This is a genomic window from Candidatus Accumulibacter phosphatis (assembly GCF_000024165.1).
Classification (GTDB): domain Bacteria; phylum Pseudomonadota; class Gammaproteobacteria; order Burkholderiales; family Rhodocyclaceae; genus Accumulibacter; species Accumulibacter phosphatis.
Map to the genome: position 1 here is coordinate 5,018,808 of NC_013194.1, position 14,471 is coordinate 5,033,278.

At 63.4% G+C, this 14,471-nt stretch carries 12 protein-coding genes; 6 read left to right on the top strand and 6 right to left on the bottom strand.

The window, feature by feature from the left end:
- Window positions 1-5: 5 nt before the first annotated feature.
- Window positions 6-1,229 carry an NADH:ubiquinone reductase (Na(+)-transporting) subunit F gene (gene nqrF / locus CAP2UW1_RS22035; RefSeq protein WP_015768814.1) on the top strand — a complete coding sequence of 408 codons (1,224 nt, stop codon included), beginning with the start codon at window positions 6-8 and terminating at the stop codon, window positions 1,227-1,229.
- Between the two features lie 383 nt (window positions 1,230-1,612).
- Here nqrF and CAP2UW1_RS24220 read toward each other — a convergent pair whose 3' ends face one another.
- Together CAP2UW1_RS24220 and CAP2UW1_RS22045 are read right to left on the bottom strand one after the other, a co-directional pair.
- Window positions 1,613-5,473: a PAS domain S-box protein gene (locus CAP2UW1_RS24220; protein ID WP_049778627.1), complete on the bottom strand. Its 3,861-nt coding sequence runs from the start codon at window positions 5,471-5,473 to the stop codon at window positions 1,613-1,615.
- A 156-nt stretch (window positions 5,474-5,629) separates the two neighbouring features.
- Window positions 5,630-6,205 carry a response regulator gene (locus CAP2UW1_RS22045; RefSeq protein WP_015768817.1) on the bottom strand — a complete coding sequence of 192 codons (576 nt, stop codon included), beginning with the start codon at window positions 6,203-6,205 and terminating at the stop codon, window positions 5,630-5,632.
- Window positions 6,206-6,502: 297 nt separating this feature from the next.
- On the opposite strand from CAP2UW1_RS22045, the gene CAP2UW1_RS26290 reads away from it, so the two are divergent.
- Complete coding sequence (locus CAP2UW1_RS26290; RefSeq protein ID WP_041567963.1) at window positions 6,503-6,901, top strand: ADP-ribosylglycohydrolase family protein; 399 nt, start codon at window positions 6,503-6,505, stop codon at window positions 6,899-6,901.
- Between the two features lie 28 nt (window positions 6,902-6,929).
- Here the strand turns inward: CAP2UW1_RS26290 and CAP2UW1_RS22055 are convergent, their stop codons facing one another.
- Window positions 6,930-7,787 (bottom strand): SIR2 family protein, encoded by an 858-nt coding sequence (locus CAP2UW1_RS22055; protein ID WP_015768818.1) that lies wholly within the window; start codon window positions 7,785-7,787, stop codon window positions 6,930-6,932.
- 783 nt (window positions 7,788-8,570) lie between these two features.
- Between CAP2UW1_RS22055 and CAP2UW1_RS22060 the strand changes: the two genes are divergently transcribed.
- Both CAP2UW1_RS22060 and CAP2UW1_RS22065 read left to right on the top strand, forming a co-directional pair.
- The gene (locus tag CAP2UW1_RS22060; protein WP_015768819.1) at window positions 8,571-8,816 is read left to right on the top strand and encodes a FitA-like ribbon-helix-helix domain-containing protein; all 246 of its coding nucleotides are present in this window, start codon (window positions 8,571-8,573) and stop codon (window positions 8,814-8,816) included.
- Complete coding sequence (locus tag CAP2UW1_RS22065) at window positions 8,813-9,208, top strand: type II toxin-antitoxin system VapC family toxin (protein ID WP_015768820.1); 396 nt, start codon at window positions 8,813-8,815, stop codon at window positions 9,206-9,208. The genes CAP2UW1_RS22060 and CAP2UW1_RS22065 overlap by 4 nt, the downstream gene beginning before the upstream one ends.
- Before the next feature lie 351 nt (window positions 9,209-9,559).
- Here the strand turns inward: CAP2UW1_RS22065 and CAP2UW1_RS24885 are convergent, their stop codons facing one another.
- The 3 genes from CAP2UW1_RS24885 to CAP2UW1_RS22075 all read right to left on the bottom strand — a co-directional run bounded on the left by CAP2UW1_RS24885 (window position 9,560) and on the right by CAP2UW1_RS22075 (window position 11,771).
- Window positions 9,560-10,171: a DUF1294 domain-containing protein gene (locus tag CAP2UW1_RS24885; RefSeq protein WP_015768821.1), complete on the bottom strand. Its 612-nt coding sequence runs from the start codon at window positions 10,169-10,171 to the stop codon at window positions 9,560-9,562.
- Window positions 10,172-10,458: 287 nt separating this feature from the next.
- The gene (locus CAP2UW1_RS22070; RefSeq protein WP_015768822.1) at window positions 10,459-10,668 is read right to left on the bottom strand and encodes a hypothetical protein; all 210 of its coding nucleotides are present in this window, start codon (window positions 10,666-10,668) and stop codon (window positions 10,459-10,461) included.
- A gap of 236 nt (window positions 10,669-10,904) precedes the next feature.
- On the bottom strand, window positions 10,905-11,771 hold the full coding sequence (locus CAP2UW1_RS22075; RefSeq protein WP_015768823.1) for an NAD(+)--dinitrogen-reductase ADP-D-ribosyltransferase: 867 nt from the start codon (window positions 11,769-11,771) through the stop codon (window positions 10,905-10,907).
- Window positions 11,772-11,938: 167 nt separating this feature from the next.
- Between CAP2UW1_RS22075 and nifH the strand changes: the two genes are divergently transcribed.
- Both nifH and nifD read left to right on the top strand, forming a co-directional pair.
- Window positions 11,939-12,847: a nitrogenase iron protein gene (gene nifH, locus CAP2UW1_RS22080; RefSeq protein WP_015768824.1), complete on the top strand. Its 909-nt coding sequence runs from the start codon at window positions 11,939-11,941 to the stop codon at window positions 12,845-12,847.
- Window positions 12,848-12,928: 81 nt separating this feature from the next.
- Entirely contained in the window at window positions 12,929-14,422 is a 1,494-nt protein-coding gene (gene nifD, locus CAP2UW1_RS22085) for a nitrogenase molybdenum-iron protein alpha chain (RefSeq protein ID WP_015768825.1), read from the top strand.
- Window positions 14,423-14,471 lie beyond the last annotated feature (49 nt).

A 14,471-nucleotide genomic window follows, 5' to 3' on the forward strand; every position in this document is an offset into this window, starting at 1 on the left:
CCTCCATGCTTGCCGAAATCATGCTGGCCATCACCGTCTTCACCGGTACCGTGCTCCTTCTGGTGGCGGTCATCCTGCTGGCACGGCAGCGACTGGTCCCCAGCGGCGACGTGCGGCTGGAAATCAATGGTCAGCGTACGTTGCTGGTCCCGGTCGGCGGCAAGCTGTTGCAGACGCTGGCCAGCCAGAATCTTTTCCTCTCGTCGGCCTGTGGTGGTGGTGGCACCTGTGCCCAGTGCAAATGCCTGATCGAGGCCGGTGGGGGCGACATGACACCGACCGAGCGCGGGCATTTCACTCGTCGGCAGGAACGCGAGGGCTGGCGTCTCTCGTGCCAGTTGCCCGTTCGCCAGGATATGAGAATCCGCGTTCCGGAGTCGGTCTTCGGTGTTCAGCGATGGGACTGTCGGGTGGTCGCCAACGACAACGTAGCCACCTTCATCAAGGAACTGACCCTGGCCATGCCCGACGGCGAGGCAGTGAGCTTTCGCGCCGGCAGCTACATGCAGCTGGAATGCCCTGCGCACGAACAACGTTACGCCGACATCGATGTCGCCCCGGAATACCGCGAGGACTGGGATCGCCTGAATCTCTGGCGCTACGTTTCTCGCGTAGGCGAATCGACGATCCGCGCCTATTCGATGGCCAGCTACCCGGATGAGAAGGGGCTCATCAAATTCAACATCCGTATCGCGACGCCACCGCCCGGCAGCGACGACATTCCGCCGGGCAAGATGTCTTCCTGGGTGTTCGGCCGCAAACCGGGCGACATGGTGACGCTCTACGGCCCCTTCGGCGAATTCCACGCCCGCGAGACCGACGCCGAGATGATCTACATCGGCGGTGGTGCCGGCATGGCGCCGTTACGGTCGCACATCTTCGACCTGTTGAAGCGCCGAGCGAGCAAGCGCCGAATCGGGTTCTGGTATGGCGCACGGTCGCTGCGCGAAGCATTCTACGTCGAGGAATTCGAGCAATTGAGCCGCGACAATAGCAATTTCACTTGGCACCTGGCGCTATCCGATCCGCTGCCGACTGACCATTGGCGGGGCCGCACTGGCTTCATCCATCAGGTGTTGCTCGACGACTACCTGAACGACCATCCTGCGCCGGAGGACTGCGAGTACTACCTTTGTGGTCCACCGATGATGAACAGTGCGGTGATAAAGATGCTGACCGATCTCGGCGTCGCACGCGAAAGCATCCTGCTCGACGATTTCGGTGGCTGAACAGCGCCACAAAGGAGCGACATGACGCTTCTGAATACCTTCTGGCCGATCATGGCCGCGACGCTGGCCGTCATTGTGCTGGCCGGACTCGGGCTGTCACTCGGTATGCTCTTCGGCCGTCCGCCACCGCGTGGAAGTTGCGGTGGTCTGGCGAGTGGCGCCTGTGCCTGTGCGACCGGTGAAAGACCTGTGCGATGTCAGCCCGCAGGCACTGAATCGGCACCATCAGCGGACGTCCGTTACCCGTCGGGAAGCACTTGACCCCGTTCTCTCACTTCTCGATGCTGAGGCGCTTGCCGAAACGCCGCTCCTTGGCGTTCGACTTGACGTAGTCGCAGGAACTCCGCGCAGGGTTCGAGCCCGCACGCGGCGCCGAGGGAAGGCTACTTCGCTGGCGCCACCGCGCCCCAGGCGGCTGCTGTGGGCTGCGCATCGGGAGCTTGCAGCGGCAGCTCGAGTGCGAAGGTGCTTCCCTTGCCGGGAACGCTCTGCGCCTCGATGCGCCCGCCAAGCACCCGGGTGACGATGCTGTAGACGATGTGCAGACCGAGGCCGCTGCCGCCCTGGCCCAGGCGGGTCGTGTAGAACGGATCGAAGATGCGTGGCAGGAGCTCGGCCGGGATCCCGCAGCCGTTGTCGCGGAAACTCAGGGTAAGGCGCCCGTTTCCTGGCTCGCTCACCACGATCTCGAGCACGCCGGCTTCGGCATGTTCGAAGCCATGCACGAGTGCATTGTTCGCCAGGTTGGTGATGACCTGGCCCAAGGGGCCGGGGAAGCTGTCCATGGCGATACCCGCCGGAATATTGAGCCGGATGCGATGCGGAGTCTTCTTGTACAGCGGCTGCAGCGTAGCCACGATTTCGTCGACCGTCGCCGCCAGGTCGAACTGCCGGCGGTGTGCACTGGTCTGGTCGACGGCGACCTGCTTGAAGTGGGTGAGCAGGTCGTTCGCCTGCAGCAGGCTGCGCGCCAGTAGCTGGGTGGCCTGCGTCGTCACGGCAACGTAGTCCCTCAGCGCCGCGCGCGACAGGCTTTTCCCCTCCGCCAGCGCCGAGAATTCGCGCGTTTTGTCGGTCAGTGTGGTAGCCACCATCAGGCTGTTGCCGAGCGGCGTGCCCAGCTCGTGCGCCACGCCGGCCACCAAAGAACCCAACGAGGCGAGCTTCTCGCTGCGGATCAGTTCTTCCTGGGCGCGACGCAAGGTTTGCAGGGTCTCCCGCAACTGCACGTTGGAGGCGGCGAGTTCCTCGGTACGAAGCCTGACGCGCTCGTCGAGTTCCTCGTTCGCCTGTCGAAGCGCCTCTTCGGCAAGCTTGCGGACGGTGAAATCGAGGGTCGCCCCGACCGTGCGCAACGGTCGACGCGATTCGCCCTCGCCATCGAAAGTCGTTTGCCCCATCGCGAACACCCAGCGGACGACCCCGGCGCGGGGCGCGATGCGATATTCCGTCTCGTACTGTCCATCACCGCTCGGGTCATGCGTGCGGTGGATCGCGGCCAGGACCTGCGCGCGGTCGTCCGGATGGATGATCTCGATGAACGCATCGACGGTCTTCGGCTCATCGGCACCCCAGCCGAACATTTCGCGCAGCTCCGGCGACCAGTAGGTCGTGTCCGCGCGGTGATCGCGATCGAAGATGCCAATTCCGGAAACACGGATCGCCTGGCGCAGCCGTTCCTCGCTCTGGCGCACCGCTTCTTCCGCGCGCCGGCGCTCGGAAACGTCGCGCACGAAAGCGAAGCCGTAGACGCGCCCGGCGAAGGTGATCGACCTTGCCGATACGTCGACCGGAAAAGTGCTGCCGTCCTTGCGCCGGTGATGCGTTTCACTGTGCAGCGCCCCGGTTGATGGCGTCCCGGTGATTTGGGCTCCGGCTGCCGACTCCTGCCAGTTCGCTTCGGTGACCTCCGGCGCGACGTCCCACAGGTGCAGCCGCAACAGCTCTTCGCGAGTGTAGCCGAGCGAGCGGCACGCCTGTTCGTTGGCATGGACGAAGCCGCCGTCCCGGTCCATCCAGAAGATCGCGTCCGACGCGTGTTCCACCGAGAGCATCGTCAGCTCCAGCATCTCCTCCGACTGCTTGCGGGCGGTGATGTCGGCGTGCGTACCCAGCAGCCTCTGCGGCCGCCCCTGCTCGTCGCGGGCCACCACCTTGCCGACCGACTGGATCCAAACCCATTCGCCCGACTTGTTCTGCAGCCTGTATTCCAGCCGGTACTCGGTACGCGTGCCGTCGACGCACTCGCGCAAGGTCTGCCCGGCGTGCTCCCGGTCGTCTGGGTGCACGTGCTCGAGCCAGGTCACCGCGGTGAGCTTGAGCTCGTCGGGGGTGTAGCCCAGCATGCCGGCATACTCGGCGCTGACCACGGCCTCGCCGGTGCCGAGATCCACGTCGTAGAAGCCGAGGTTCCCCGCAACCAGGGCGAGGCGCAGCCGCTCCTCGTTGCTCCGCAGGGACGTTTCGGCGTCCCGGCGCTTGCGGTTCTCGCGCACGGCCTCGGTGAGACTCGCGCAGTTGTTCAGGAAGGGTTCGAGCAGCGCAACGATGTCCTCGCCGTAGCCGCCCTTGCGATTGGCGACGCCGACCATTCCGACCAGATCGTCGCCGCGAAAGAAGGGCAGTCCCATGAACGCGTTCAGCGGAGGATGCCCCGGCGGAACGCCGTGTCCACGCGAATCCCTGGACGGATCGTTGGCAATCACCGGCTGTGCCGTGGTCATCACGGCGCCGAAGAGGGTGGTCAGGTTGCGGAACTCCATCCCCTGCGGCGCGTGAGCCGCAAAGAACGCTCGTGTTTCATCGTTCCAGGCGATGTTGGTGATTGCCTGCGTACGCAGGTAGGGCATGCCGTCCTGGTCGCGGAGCACTTCGCCAATGAAGCCGTATTCGCTGTCGGTCATTTCCAGCAGCGCGGTCAGCATGTGCTCGAAGACGTCGTGGGTATCTGCACCGGCGATGTACAGGGCCTGCGTGCGGCTGATCGCGTTGAGCAGTGCGTTGGAGCCGCGCAACGACATTTCGGCGCGCTTGCGAAGCCGGATGTTGTTGACCAGCACGAGCACGGCGAGGCTCAGGGTGAGCACCACGGCCACCGTCGCCCAGACGGTGCTTCGATGCTGGTCGTAGAGCGTGGGTGGCTTGCCGACCACGAGGCTTCCTGCGGGAAGATCAGACTCGTTGATGCCGTGGCGCTGCATTCGGCCGTAGTTGTAGATATGGGTGACCGGCGCCTCCTGAACCGGAATGCGCCGTGCGTCCTCGCCGTTGAGGATGCGCACTGCCATCTGCGCGGCGGACCGACCGACCTCGGTGCCATCCTCGACCTTGCCGCCGAGGGTCAGGCCGCTCTGGACGCGATGGCTCGTGATGTCGAACAGCGGTGCCGGCGATGCGGCGCCGACCCGCTCGATGACTTCCGCCGGGCTGTACCACTTGCCCGCGGCGTCATGAGCCGAGGCCAGCACGAAGACGATGTCTTCCGGCGACAGTGCGGCGGCGCTGGCGATGATCTCTTCGAGTTTGAGGTCGTGGTTGATCCGGACCGGAATGTTCGTCTTCAGGGTGCTGAGGGCGTCACGGGCATGGTCGAAACCCGAGCCGGAATCGGCACGGTTTGCATACACCATCACTTGAGCGGCCCTGGGGCGCAAGCGCTGCGCTGCCTGCACGGTCGAGGGAATGTCGACCCGCTCCATCACGCCGGTGATCGGGATCCCGGGAGCGATCGTGTTCGCGTCGAAGGCGGCTGCGTCGCTGAAGACGACCGGCGTGCCGGCGAACAGCGATGCGTGATGGCTGACGGCAAAGGACAGGGCCGCGTCGTCCGTGGTGATCACCAGGTCAAAACGCTGTGACCGGTAGCGGCGCCCGAGGTAGTCGGCGAAGCCACGGTCGTCGTAGGGCGCGGGCAGTCGCAGGACGTCCAGGTGCTCCAGGAAGATCTCGGGATGCAGGCGACTCTCCTTGAGCACCGCCGTGATTCCATCGACCTGGGCGTTGGTCCACGCGAACCCCCAGTGGTAGGAACTCAGCACCAGAACGGCCTTGCCATCGGAGGCCGCACTGGCGTCGTCGGTCCCGGCCATGAAAGTCGCCAGAAGTGCCGCCAGGCCGAGGAGGCGGATGCGATTCAGCGCGCGGCTACCGGTCTCCCGTAACCGGGCGAGCCGTCGTGCGGCGCTCGGGCCGCTTCCCGCGGCGGCGTCCCCGTCAGATGTCGTGTATTCGATGGCCTTCTTCATGACGCCCAACGCGCCTCCAGTCGTCCCGCGCGATGCTTCGCCGACACGGCCTACGACCGCAATACGGCAGATCCGGGTTCATGCACCGGTCGCCGGAACTTTCCGAAAGCGCGGCCGGCCGGTGCCATTTTGTCGACTCCCGCCGCGTTGACGTCGTCAGTGCGCCGGTCGAGGGGAAAGCAACTCGGTGAGGGTGTCGATCAGCAACGACCGCAGCACGCCGGACTTCGTCAGATAGCCATCGACTTCGGGGATGTTGCGCACCGCCTGTTCGCTGAAGAGCCCCGGATGGCCGGTGCGGATGACGATCTTTACCTGCTGCAGCCCGAGTTCGTGCCGGATCGCGCGCGCCAGCACCAAGCCCGCATCGGCCGTTTCCATCACGACATCGAGCAGGATCAGGTCGATATCCGGGCATGCCGCGAGCACCTCGCGTGCCTGGCGTGCCGAGTAGGCGTGGATCAGTGCGAGAGGACGCCCGTGGATGCGCTCGCCTCCGAGTGCGAGCAAGGTTACCTCGTGAACGCTGGGGTCGTCGTCGACGATGAGGATGAACCAGCGCTCGGCGGTGAGTTCCGGGGATTGTTTCTCCTCCTCGGATTCATCGGCGAACTCGATCTCGTCGCTTTGGCCGGAGAGGAGGGATTTCGATACCCCATCGGCAGCGCGCCGTTCGGCCCGCGCGCGCGGTGTCAGCGCATGGGGAAGGGAGGCGTAATGGACGTGCTTCATGGAGGTTCTTCCTTGGGGCTCGGCGGCGCCCTTTGACCATGCAGATAATAGTACCAACATCGGCACCTGGGCAATGACCGTGGCGTCGACGGGTTGTCGCGTACCGGCGAATCGCCGGGGAATGCCCGATTGGCGGAGAGCACGTCGCAGGCTGCTGCCGGTTCCGCGGGTGATCCGCGCGCGAACCGGCGAGTGCGCGCGCCTGGGCCTGGGCGATGGGCGCAGTGGCGACGAAGGGTAGAAGTCGAGCCTTTTCCCGACACTTGCGACTCTGGCGGGCTCCGACAGGACTTTCCCATGCGGCAACAACTCCCCGACTTCCCCGGCATCTCCGGCCCCGTCGTCATCATCGTCATGGACGGCTACGACCTGCCGAAGCCCGACCGCGGCAGCGCGATCGATATCACGCGCGCCTTCGAGGAGGCCGCTTTCGACAGGTTCGACCGCGTCCGTGCACCGAAGGCTAGCCTTCTCCTGATGCGCCCTGAGCTTGGTCTCCGGCGCCAGCTCGGGCAACTGGTCGATGTCGTCAATCGCGGTGGCGACGCCGATACCACCGGCGCCATCGCCAACATGCTCGCCGGTGCGCTGTACGGACCGCAGGCCATTCCGAAACGCTGGCTGAAGGCCCTCGACCCCGGCGTCGCCAGCTGCTGTGGTCCGCAGGCGCGCGCCCTGCTGCCGCTCACCGCTTGACAGGGCGCTTGCCGGATCGGCGGGCAACTCAGCCCGGTACGGCTTCGGCCAGCAGCGCCAGCACCTCGGCCTCGACGATCTCGATGCCGAGGCGCTTGCAGAAACGCCGCTCCTTGTCGTTCGGCTCGGCGATCAACGCCCAGCCGGCCGGTTCGAGCGCGGCATCATGGATCAGGTCGGCGAGGACCATGCGCTCGGTATCGCGATTCAGGCGCATGCCAAGCAGGAGATAGCGCTTGCCGCGGCGACGCGCCTTGACGAATGACGGCACGGCGAAGCCACCCATCAACTCGGTGATGAAATCGACATAGTCGGCGTCCGAGGCGATGTAGCTCGGCTCCGGCAGCGGCGCACCCATCGGCTTGAAGAGCACCGGCAGGGCCGTGTCGGCCTCCGCTGGCGCAATTGCGCGGTAGCTGCTGCCGTCCGAGACGTACAGCTTGAAGCGATAGTCGGTGCCGCCGAGGCGTGCGCAGCCGAGGACCAGCAGGTGTGGCGTCCCGGCATAGGAGTCGAGCAACTGCGTATCGCGGTTGATGTCGATCACGTAGGGCGGCCGGAGCATCGCCAGCCACGCGTGCACCGCCGCACGCGTCCAGCGCGTCGCCCCGTAAGTGCTGTCGAGGAAGCGCGTTACGGCACTCCTGCCGCGCTTGAGTTCGACGTTCATCGCCGCCCGAGGAAACTCGTACATCAGCTTCGGCGCCATCGGCTGCCCGCCGTTCATCGCCAGGATCAGTTGCTCGCTGGTCGCGGGAATCGCCCGACCGTCGGACAGCGAGGTCACATCGGCCAGCACGCCTGGCCCGAGGTAGGGAACGATGCTGCCGTCGGCGAGGCCGGACTGCCAGTCATCAAGAAGGTCGGTGGGGGGGATTGTCGGCATTGTGCGTACTCCGCGTGGGTGGACCCTGTCCACGCAAGAAGCGCGCCGGCCTCGCCAGCCAGTCGCCAAGGCCTGGCCGGCTCCCTGCGGCAATCGGGATGTCAGTTTCGCGACAAGGTCATCGTCAGTTCTGATCCGCGCCATTGCTGAGGGCGCCGACTGACCAGCCTACCGCAAGTGCGTGCCCCGGCAGGCTCGCCGGCATCGACCCGCTCGGCGGAATGGCATGAGCATTTCGGTCGGCGACGTTCCACTGATGGCCGGTGTTCCGACTCTTCCGGCAAGCGGTGCGGGTCGTGGCCGCGCACGATCCCGTCCGCTTCGTTGCGCTCCTGTGGCGTAGTAGTGGACAGGCCTTTGCCGTTGACCTACAGCAAAGCAAAGACATCGAGCTCATCGAGGCGGCTCGGTAGCCACCCAGAGGTAGCGACGCCGGGACAGAATGTCGGGAACCCAAATTGGACTCACCTCCAAGAGCTCGGCCACGTCTTTCCTCTTGCCTCCAAGGAGGCTGCGCGACAATGCTTGCTTCCTTTTGCATCTTCTCGCTTGGTCGCGGGAAAAAGGAAGAACCTGACCCCGTTTTCCGTTTTCGTGTCGCTGAGCCGCCCAGTTCGGCGCCTGCAAGCCGCCATGCCCGGCGCGCAGGTTTGAGTTCAGCGGTACCCGTAAGGCATCTGCTGGAACGGAGGGTCACCCCGCACGCGCTGACCAAGGGACGCCCGTGAATTGACGTGGGGCCAGAAGGGCACCACAATGGTTGCACTTCGGTTGGAGATGAGCATGCCCACGACCCTGACGTTGAAGAACATTCCGGACGTTGTGTACGACCGACTGAAGCTCTCGGCCGAAACACACCGGCGCAGCATGAACAGTGAAGCGATTGTCTGTCTGGAGGCGGTGCTGCTGCCGAGCAAGCTTACGCCAACAGAGCGTTTGGCTCGCGCGCGCGAGTTGCGTGCAGCCCTGCCCCAGGCCAAGTTTCGCGCCCACGACATTGATGCCATGAAGCGCGAAGGCCGCTCATGATCGTGGTGGACACCAATGTGCTCGCCTACCTCTACTTGCCAGGCGCCCACACGGCCGCAGCTGAGGCGTTGTTCGAGAAGGATCCCGAGTGGGCTGCGCCCGTTCTCTGGCGGAGTGAATTCCGGAACATTTTGGCGGGCTACATGAGGCGGAAGACGCTTACCTTCGACCAGGCCTGGGAGCTCCAGAGCGAGGCCGAAAGCCTGTTGCTTGGCAGTGAGTTCGATGTGGACTCACAAGCGGTACTTGAACTGGTACGCGACAGCAATTGCTCGGCCTACGACTGCGAGTTCGTCGCGCTCGCGATGAAGCTCAACACGAGGTTCGTGACGATGGACAAGAAACTGCTCCAGGCCTTCCCGGAGTGCGCACTGCAGTTGGCTGCGGGTTAGCCTTTGAGGTAACCGATCGCCGGAGCGCGAAGCGCGCAGGGAACCTGCAAGTGCAGCTTGCAGGCGGTTCGCTTGACCGATAGGCGTCATCGCGGCTTCATGGGAACGCCCAGCCGCCTCGTAGCGACTCGACGGCCAAGATGGCGAAGCGCGCTGTTGCGCGCAACAAGATTGAGTCGCATATCGTCCCGGTTGAGGAGGCCTGGGACTGCTGCCTGTCGCCAAGAGGGTTAGGTCTTTCCTTTCACCTCCAGTCAGGCCGCGCGGGAACGAGGAAAACGGAAAGACCTGAACCCGTTTCTTTTTCTTCGCTTCTTCGCGTTTGTCTTACGTACTCGTTAGAACTCGTCCTCATGAACGAAGCAGTAAGAAGAGCGGAGAACTTAGCGCTATAAAGCCGACAACGTTCAGAACCACGCTCCCCCAGAAGGCAGAACGAAACGACGCTTTGTTCGACTTATGGCGCAAGACCTGCTGCGCAATGATGGCCCCAGGCCAACCACAGGCAAAGCCAAGAAGAATCAACGTCTTTTCCGGCACTCGCCGGCGACCAGCTATTGCTGCCGATTTGTCAATTGCATACGTGATGAAGCATACGACACTGGCAGCGAAGTACAAACCCACTACCCAATTTGGGACACGCCATAGTATGGCGACAACAAGGAAAACAAGAAGAAAAGCAGCAATGGCGAAATAACTTGCGGTTCCCCATTGAGCAGGCGAGTCATTACGCTTGCGAGAGGTAGAGCGAGCTACTTGGACGGGTTGCACGCGTTTGGCTCGCTTTTTCCCTTCTGCGTTCATCTCGATTTCGAACGTCAGGCGCTGGCCAATCTGAGGCCGACCCAAACGGGTCTCAAAAGCCTTGATGTGCACGAAAATCTCCTGCCCGCCAAGTGATGGTTCGATAAAACCAAAACCTCGGTCGTCGTTCCATGATTTGAGAGTTCCGTCGATTCGCATAATTATTGTGTAGGTTCTAATCGTCCCAATTGGCAAGCTGCTAACAGATGGCCAGCTCTGCGCTCCTGCGGACCGTGGTTTCATCAACGGGCAGCACATCAGTGAGCTTCATCACAGTATCCGCAAAGGCATAAGCCTTCGTCCGATCAAACCTGAGCTTCCGCAGGCAGACATTGATGGCCTAATTGATGACCTGCGCACTGACCACCGGACACGCCGCCAGGATGCCGCGCGCGATCTCCGCCTTGCGGCTGTTCTTCCCAATAACACACAGGACGACGTTCGTATCAGCGAAGCACTTCGCGGTCATAGCACTGATCACGGTTGAACTTGCCATCAAACACCGCGCCGAACTGGTCGAATTCGCTCCTGTCCGCAGTTGCCGCCACTGCCTGCGCGCGCCTGGCCTTGAGGTAGCCGACAAAATCCAGCACTTCGCGCGCGTCCGTCTCAGGCCGCGTCTGCACTTCCTCGACAATTTTTTCCATTTTGTTCATGGTTTGCCACTCCAGACAATTGGCCGAAGTCCAATCGACAGCCCGACGGACTTTCGGTCAAGGAGTCCCCTTCGACGACAATCTTGCCGCCAACGACGGTACCCCGTCGTGAGTTGCTTGAGGAAGATAGTACAGCACGGCTGCTGCGATGGCAGCCCTTTGCGGCCTCCGCACATGGCGTTCGCTCAAAGCCGGTCGTCGGTACGTACAGCCTGAACTGACAGCAAGCGGCTCCGCTAGAAGCGCGCCAGCCGCACCCGATACAGGCCGCCGATCACCACATACTCGTCCTCACCACGCAGCATGCCCGGCAGCAAGCGGCTGAAGAAAGCCAGTTTCGGCAGCGGCACATCGACGGCCAGCAGATCGTCACCGAATTCTCCGGCGCGCTCGCGCGAGCGGGAGAAGGAATTGATGTTGTTGAGCAGCAGCACCTTCTCCCCCTGCCTGTTGTCCTGCACGGTTTCGTGCTCGGCGAGACGATTCACACCCCGATACAGACGCAGATGCGTGCGTTGCGGAAACTGCCGGGCCAGTTCGTACTGGGTGTAGGCGTAGAGCAGGTCGAGTTGGGACTCCAGGGCATTGGTGCCGCGCAGGCCTTGCGCGCGGATTTCCACATAGCGCTGCCAGGCGGCGCTGCCGGGTTCGCGCAGCGGTTCCCCATGGTGGCGCGGACTGAGCCCGAAGCGCGACTCGACCCAGCCCTTCAACACCGCAGCCTCCCGGCTCTCGCTGTCGAACGCCCAGCCGCGCACCACGCGCAGGTAACTGGCCTTGGCGCGCGCGCCGGACTGGCCCGTGACGAGGCCGGCATCCTCGGGTTGCCGCAGGCGAAAGTGGTTCTCCATGTAACCCGCAAAACGCTCGGCGCGCTCGCCGGCACCGGGAATGTCGTCCAGCAGGGCCCACAAGGGTTTGTGCAGATCGGCCACGCCGTCGATCTGCAAGGGCGTCGGGTGCCGTTGATAGGTCAGGCCACCGAGGATGTCGGCCGGCAGGTTGCAGCGGTTGATCGGCAAGCGGGCCAGACGCGGCAGCGTCGAAAAGATCTCGCCCTCCTTGTCGGGAGCGCGACAAACGCTCGCCGGAATGTCGGACATCGGCGTTTCTTCGGCCTTCGCCGGAATCGGTGAAAGGCTTGCCACGTCAGGGTTTCAGCGGCTTCGCCGGGAACTGGCACGCTCTGTGCACAAGCCCTGTCAGGAGCGCGGGATTCTTCCTTGCTTCAGATGATTTCAACGCAGGACTTCAACCAGGAGATTGCATCATGGCAAAACTTCGTCAGGCCGCCATCTACGGCAAGGGCGGTATCGGCAAGTCTACCACCACCCAGAACCTCGTCGCCGCTTTGGCGGAAATCGGCAAGAAGGTGATGATCGTCGGCTGCGACCCGAAAGCCGATTCGACGCGACTGATCCTGCACAGCAAGGCGCAGAACTCGGTGATGGGTCTCGCCGCCGAAGCCGGTTCGGTCGAGGACCTCGAACTCGAGGATGTGATGTCGGTCGGTTACGGTGGCATCAAGTGCGTCGAGTCGGGTGGCCCGGAGCCCGGTGTCGGCTGTGCCGGTCGCGGCGTCATTACCGCCATCAACTTCCTCGAAGAAGAGGGCGCCTATGACGAGGACCTCGAGTTCGTTTTCTATGACGTACTCGGCGACGTCGTCTGCGGTGGCTTCGCGATGCCGATCCGCGAGAACAAGGCGCAGGAAATCTACATCGTCTGCTCGGGCGAGATGATGGCCATGTACGCCGCCAACAATATCGCCAAGGGCATCGTGAAATACGCCAACTCCGGCGGTGTGCGCCTCGCCGGGCTGATCTGCAACAGCCGCAACACCGACCGCGAGGACGAGCTGATCATGGCGCTGGCGGCCAAGCTGGGCACCCAGATGATCCATTTCATCCCGCGTCACAACATCGTCCAGCACGCCGAGATCCGCCGCATGACGGTGATCGAGTACGACCCGACGGCGGCGCAGGCCGACGAGTACCGCACCCTGGCGAAGAAGATCGTCGACAACAAGAACTTCGTGATCCCGACGCCGGTGACCATGGACGAACTCGAGGAGCTGTTGATGGAGTTCGGCATCCTGGAAGCCGACGACGAGTCGATCATCGGCAAGACCGCCGCCCAACTCGCGGCCGAAACCGCCGAAGCGCTCGCTGCTGCCTGAGGCGCCTCGACTGCGCCATACCGTCTCAACCCGCGGCTGCCGCGCACACATGAGTGCCGGCATCCAAGAAGGAGAAGCAGGATGTCTGAATTGACACGTGAAGAAACCGAGGCCCTGATTCAGGAAGTGCTCGAGGTGTATCCCGAGAAGGCCCGGAAGGACCGCGCCAAGCACTTGGCGGCCAACGACCAGTCGGTCGAACAATCGAAGAAGTGCATCACTTCCAACCGCAAGTCCCTGCCCGGCGTGATGACCGTCCGCGGCTGTGCCTACGCCGGTTCCAAGGGGGTGGTGTGGGGTCCGATCAAGGACATGATCCACGTCTCGCACGGCCCGATCGGCTGCGGCCAGTACTCGCGCGCCGGTCGCCGCAACTATTACGTCGGCACCACCGGCGTGGACACCTTCGGGACCATGAACTTCACCTCCGACTTCCAGGAGAAGGACATCGTCTTCGGCGGCGACAAGAAGCTGGCCAAGCTGATCGCCGAGATCGAGATGCTGTTTCCGCTGCACAAGGGGATTTCCGTGCAGTCGGAGTGCCCGATCGGGCTGATCGGCGACGACATCGAGGCGGTTGCCAAGAAGGGCGCCAAGGAGATGGACAAGCCGATCGTGCCGGTGCGCTGCGAAGGCTTCCGGGGCGTTTCGCAGTCGCTCGGGCATCACATCGCCAACGATTCGATCCGCGACTGGGTCCTCGACAAGCGCGACGGTCAGGCCTTCGAAGCCACGCCCTACGACGTTTCGATCATCGGTGACTACAACATCGGCGGCGATGCCTGGGCATCGCGCATCCTGCTCGAGGAGATGGGCCTGCGGGTGGTCTCGCAGTGGTCCGGTGACGGCACCCTGGCGGAGATCGAAAAGACGCCGAAGGTCAAGCTCAACCTCCTGCACTGCTACCGCTCGATGAACTACATCAGCCGCCACATGGAGGAGAAGTACGGCATTCCCTGGCTGGAATACAACTTCTTCGGCCCGACCAAGATTGCCGAGTCGTTGCGCGCGATTGCCGCGCAGTTCGACGACCACATCAAGGAAGGCGCCGAGCGCGTGATCGCCAAGTACCAGCCGATGATGGAAGCGGTGATCGCCAAGTACAAGCCGCGCCTGCAGGGCAAGACGGTGATGCTCTACGTCGGCGGCCTGCGCCCGCGGCACGTCATCGGCGCCTACGAGGATCTCGGCATGCAGGTGATCGGCACCGGCTACGAGTTCGCGCACAACGACGACTACGACCGCACGATCAAGGAAATGGGCAACGCCACGCTGCTCTACGACGACGCGACCGGCTTCGAACTGGAGGAGTTCATCAAGCGGATGAAGCCCGATCTGGTCGGTTCCGGTATCAAGGAAAAGTACGTCTTCCAGAAGATGGGCATCCCGCTGCGCCAGATGCACTCCTGGGACTACTCCGGTCCGTATCACGGTTACGACGGCTTTGCCATCTTCGCCCGCGACATGGACATGGCGATTTCCAACCCCTGCTGGAGCAAGCAGACGCCGCCGTGGAAAAAGCAGCCGGAAGCTCTCGAGCCGACCGAAGAAGGCGATCTGAAGAAGGTCGCCTGAGAGAAATTTACCTCAACTTGTGTCCGCGTCCACAAATGGGTGGCGCGGG

What these genes read in the sequence shown, in the direction of transcription:
- nqrF (WP_015768814.1), top strand. Translation starts at nt 6, where the DNA reads ATGCTTGCCGAAATCATGCTGGCCATCACCGTCTTCACCGGTACCGTG.
- CAP2UW1_RS24220 (WP_049778627.1), bottom strand. Translation starts at nt 5,473, where the DNA reads ATGAAGAAGGCCATCGAATACACGACATCTGACGGGGACGCCGCCGCG.
- CAP2UW1_RS22045 (WP_015768817.1), bottom strand. Translation starts at nt 6,205, where the DNA reads ATGAAGCACGTCCATTACGCCTCCCTTCCCCATGCGCTGACACCGCGC.
- CAP2UW1_RS26290 (WP_041567963.1), top strand. Translation starts at nt 6,503, where the DNA reads ATGCGGCAACAACTCCCCGACTTCCCCGGCATCTCCGGCCCCGTCGTC.
- CAP2UW1_RS22055 (WP_015768818.1), bottom strand. Translation starts at nt 7,787, where the DNA reads ATGCCGACAATCCCCCCCACCGACCTTCTTGATGACTGGCAGTCCGGC.
- CAP2UW1_RS22060 (WP_015768819.1), top strand. Translation starts at nt 8,571, where the DNA reads ATGCCCACGACCCTGACGTTGAAGAACATTCCGGACGTTGTGTACGAC.
- CAP2UW1_RS22065 (WP_015768820.1), top strand. Translation starts at nt 8,813, where the DNA reads ATGATCGTGGTGGACACCAATGTGCTCGCCTACCTCTACTTGCCAGGC.
- CAP2UW1_RS24885 (WP_015768821.1), bottom strand. Translation starts at nt 10,171, where the DNA reads ATGCGAATCGACGGAACTCTCAAATCATGGAACGACGACCGAGGTTTT.
- CAP2UW1_RS22070 (WP_015768822.1), bottom strand. Translation starts at nt 10,668, where the DNA reads ATGAACAAAATGGAAAAAATTGTCGAGGAAGTGCAGACGCGGCCTGAG.
- CAP2UW1_RS22075 (WP_015768823.1), bottom strand. Translation starts at nt 11,771, where the DNA reads ATGTCCGACATTCCGGCGAGCGTTTGTCGCGCTCCCGACAAGGAGGGC.
- nifH (WP_015768824.1), top strand. Translation starts at nt 11,939, where the DNA reads ATGGCAAAACTTCGTCAGGCCGCCATCTACGGCAAGGGCGGTATCGGC.
- nifD (WP_015768825.1), top strand. Translation starts at nt 12,929, where the DNA reads ATGTCTGAATTGACACGTGAAGAAACCGAGGCCCTGATTCAGGAAGTG.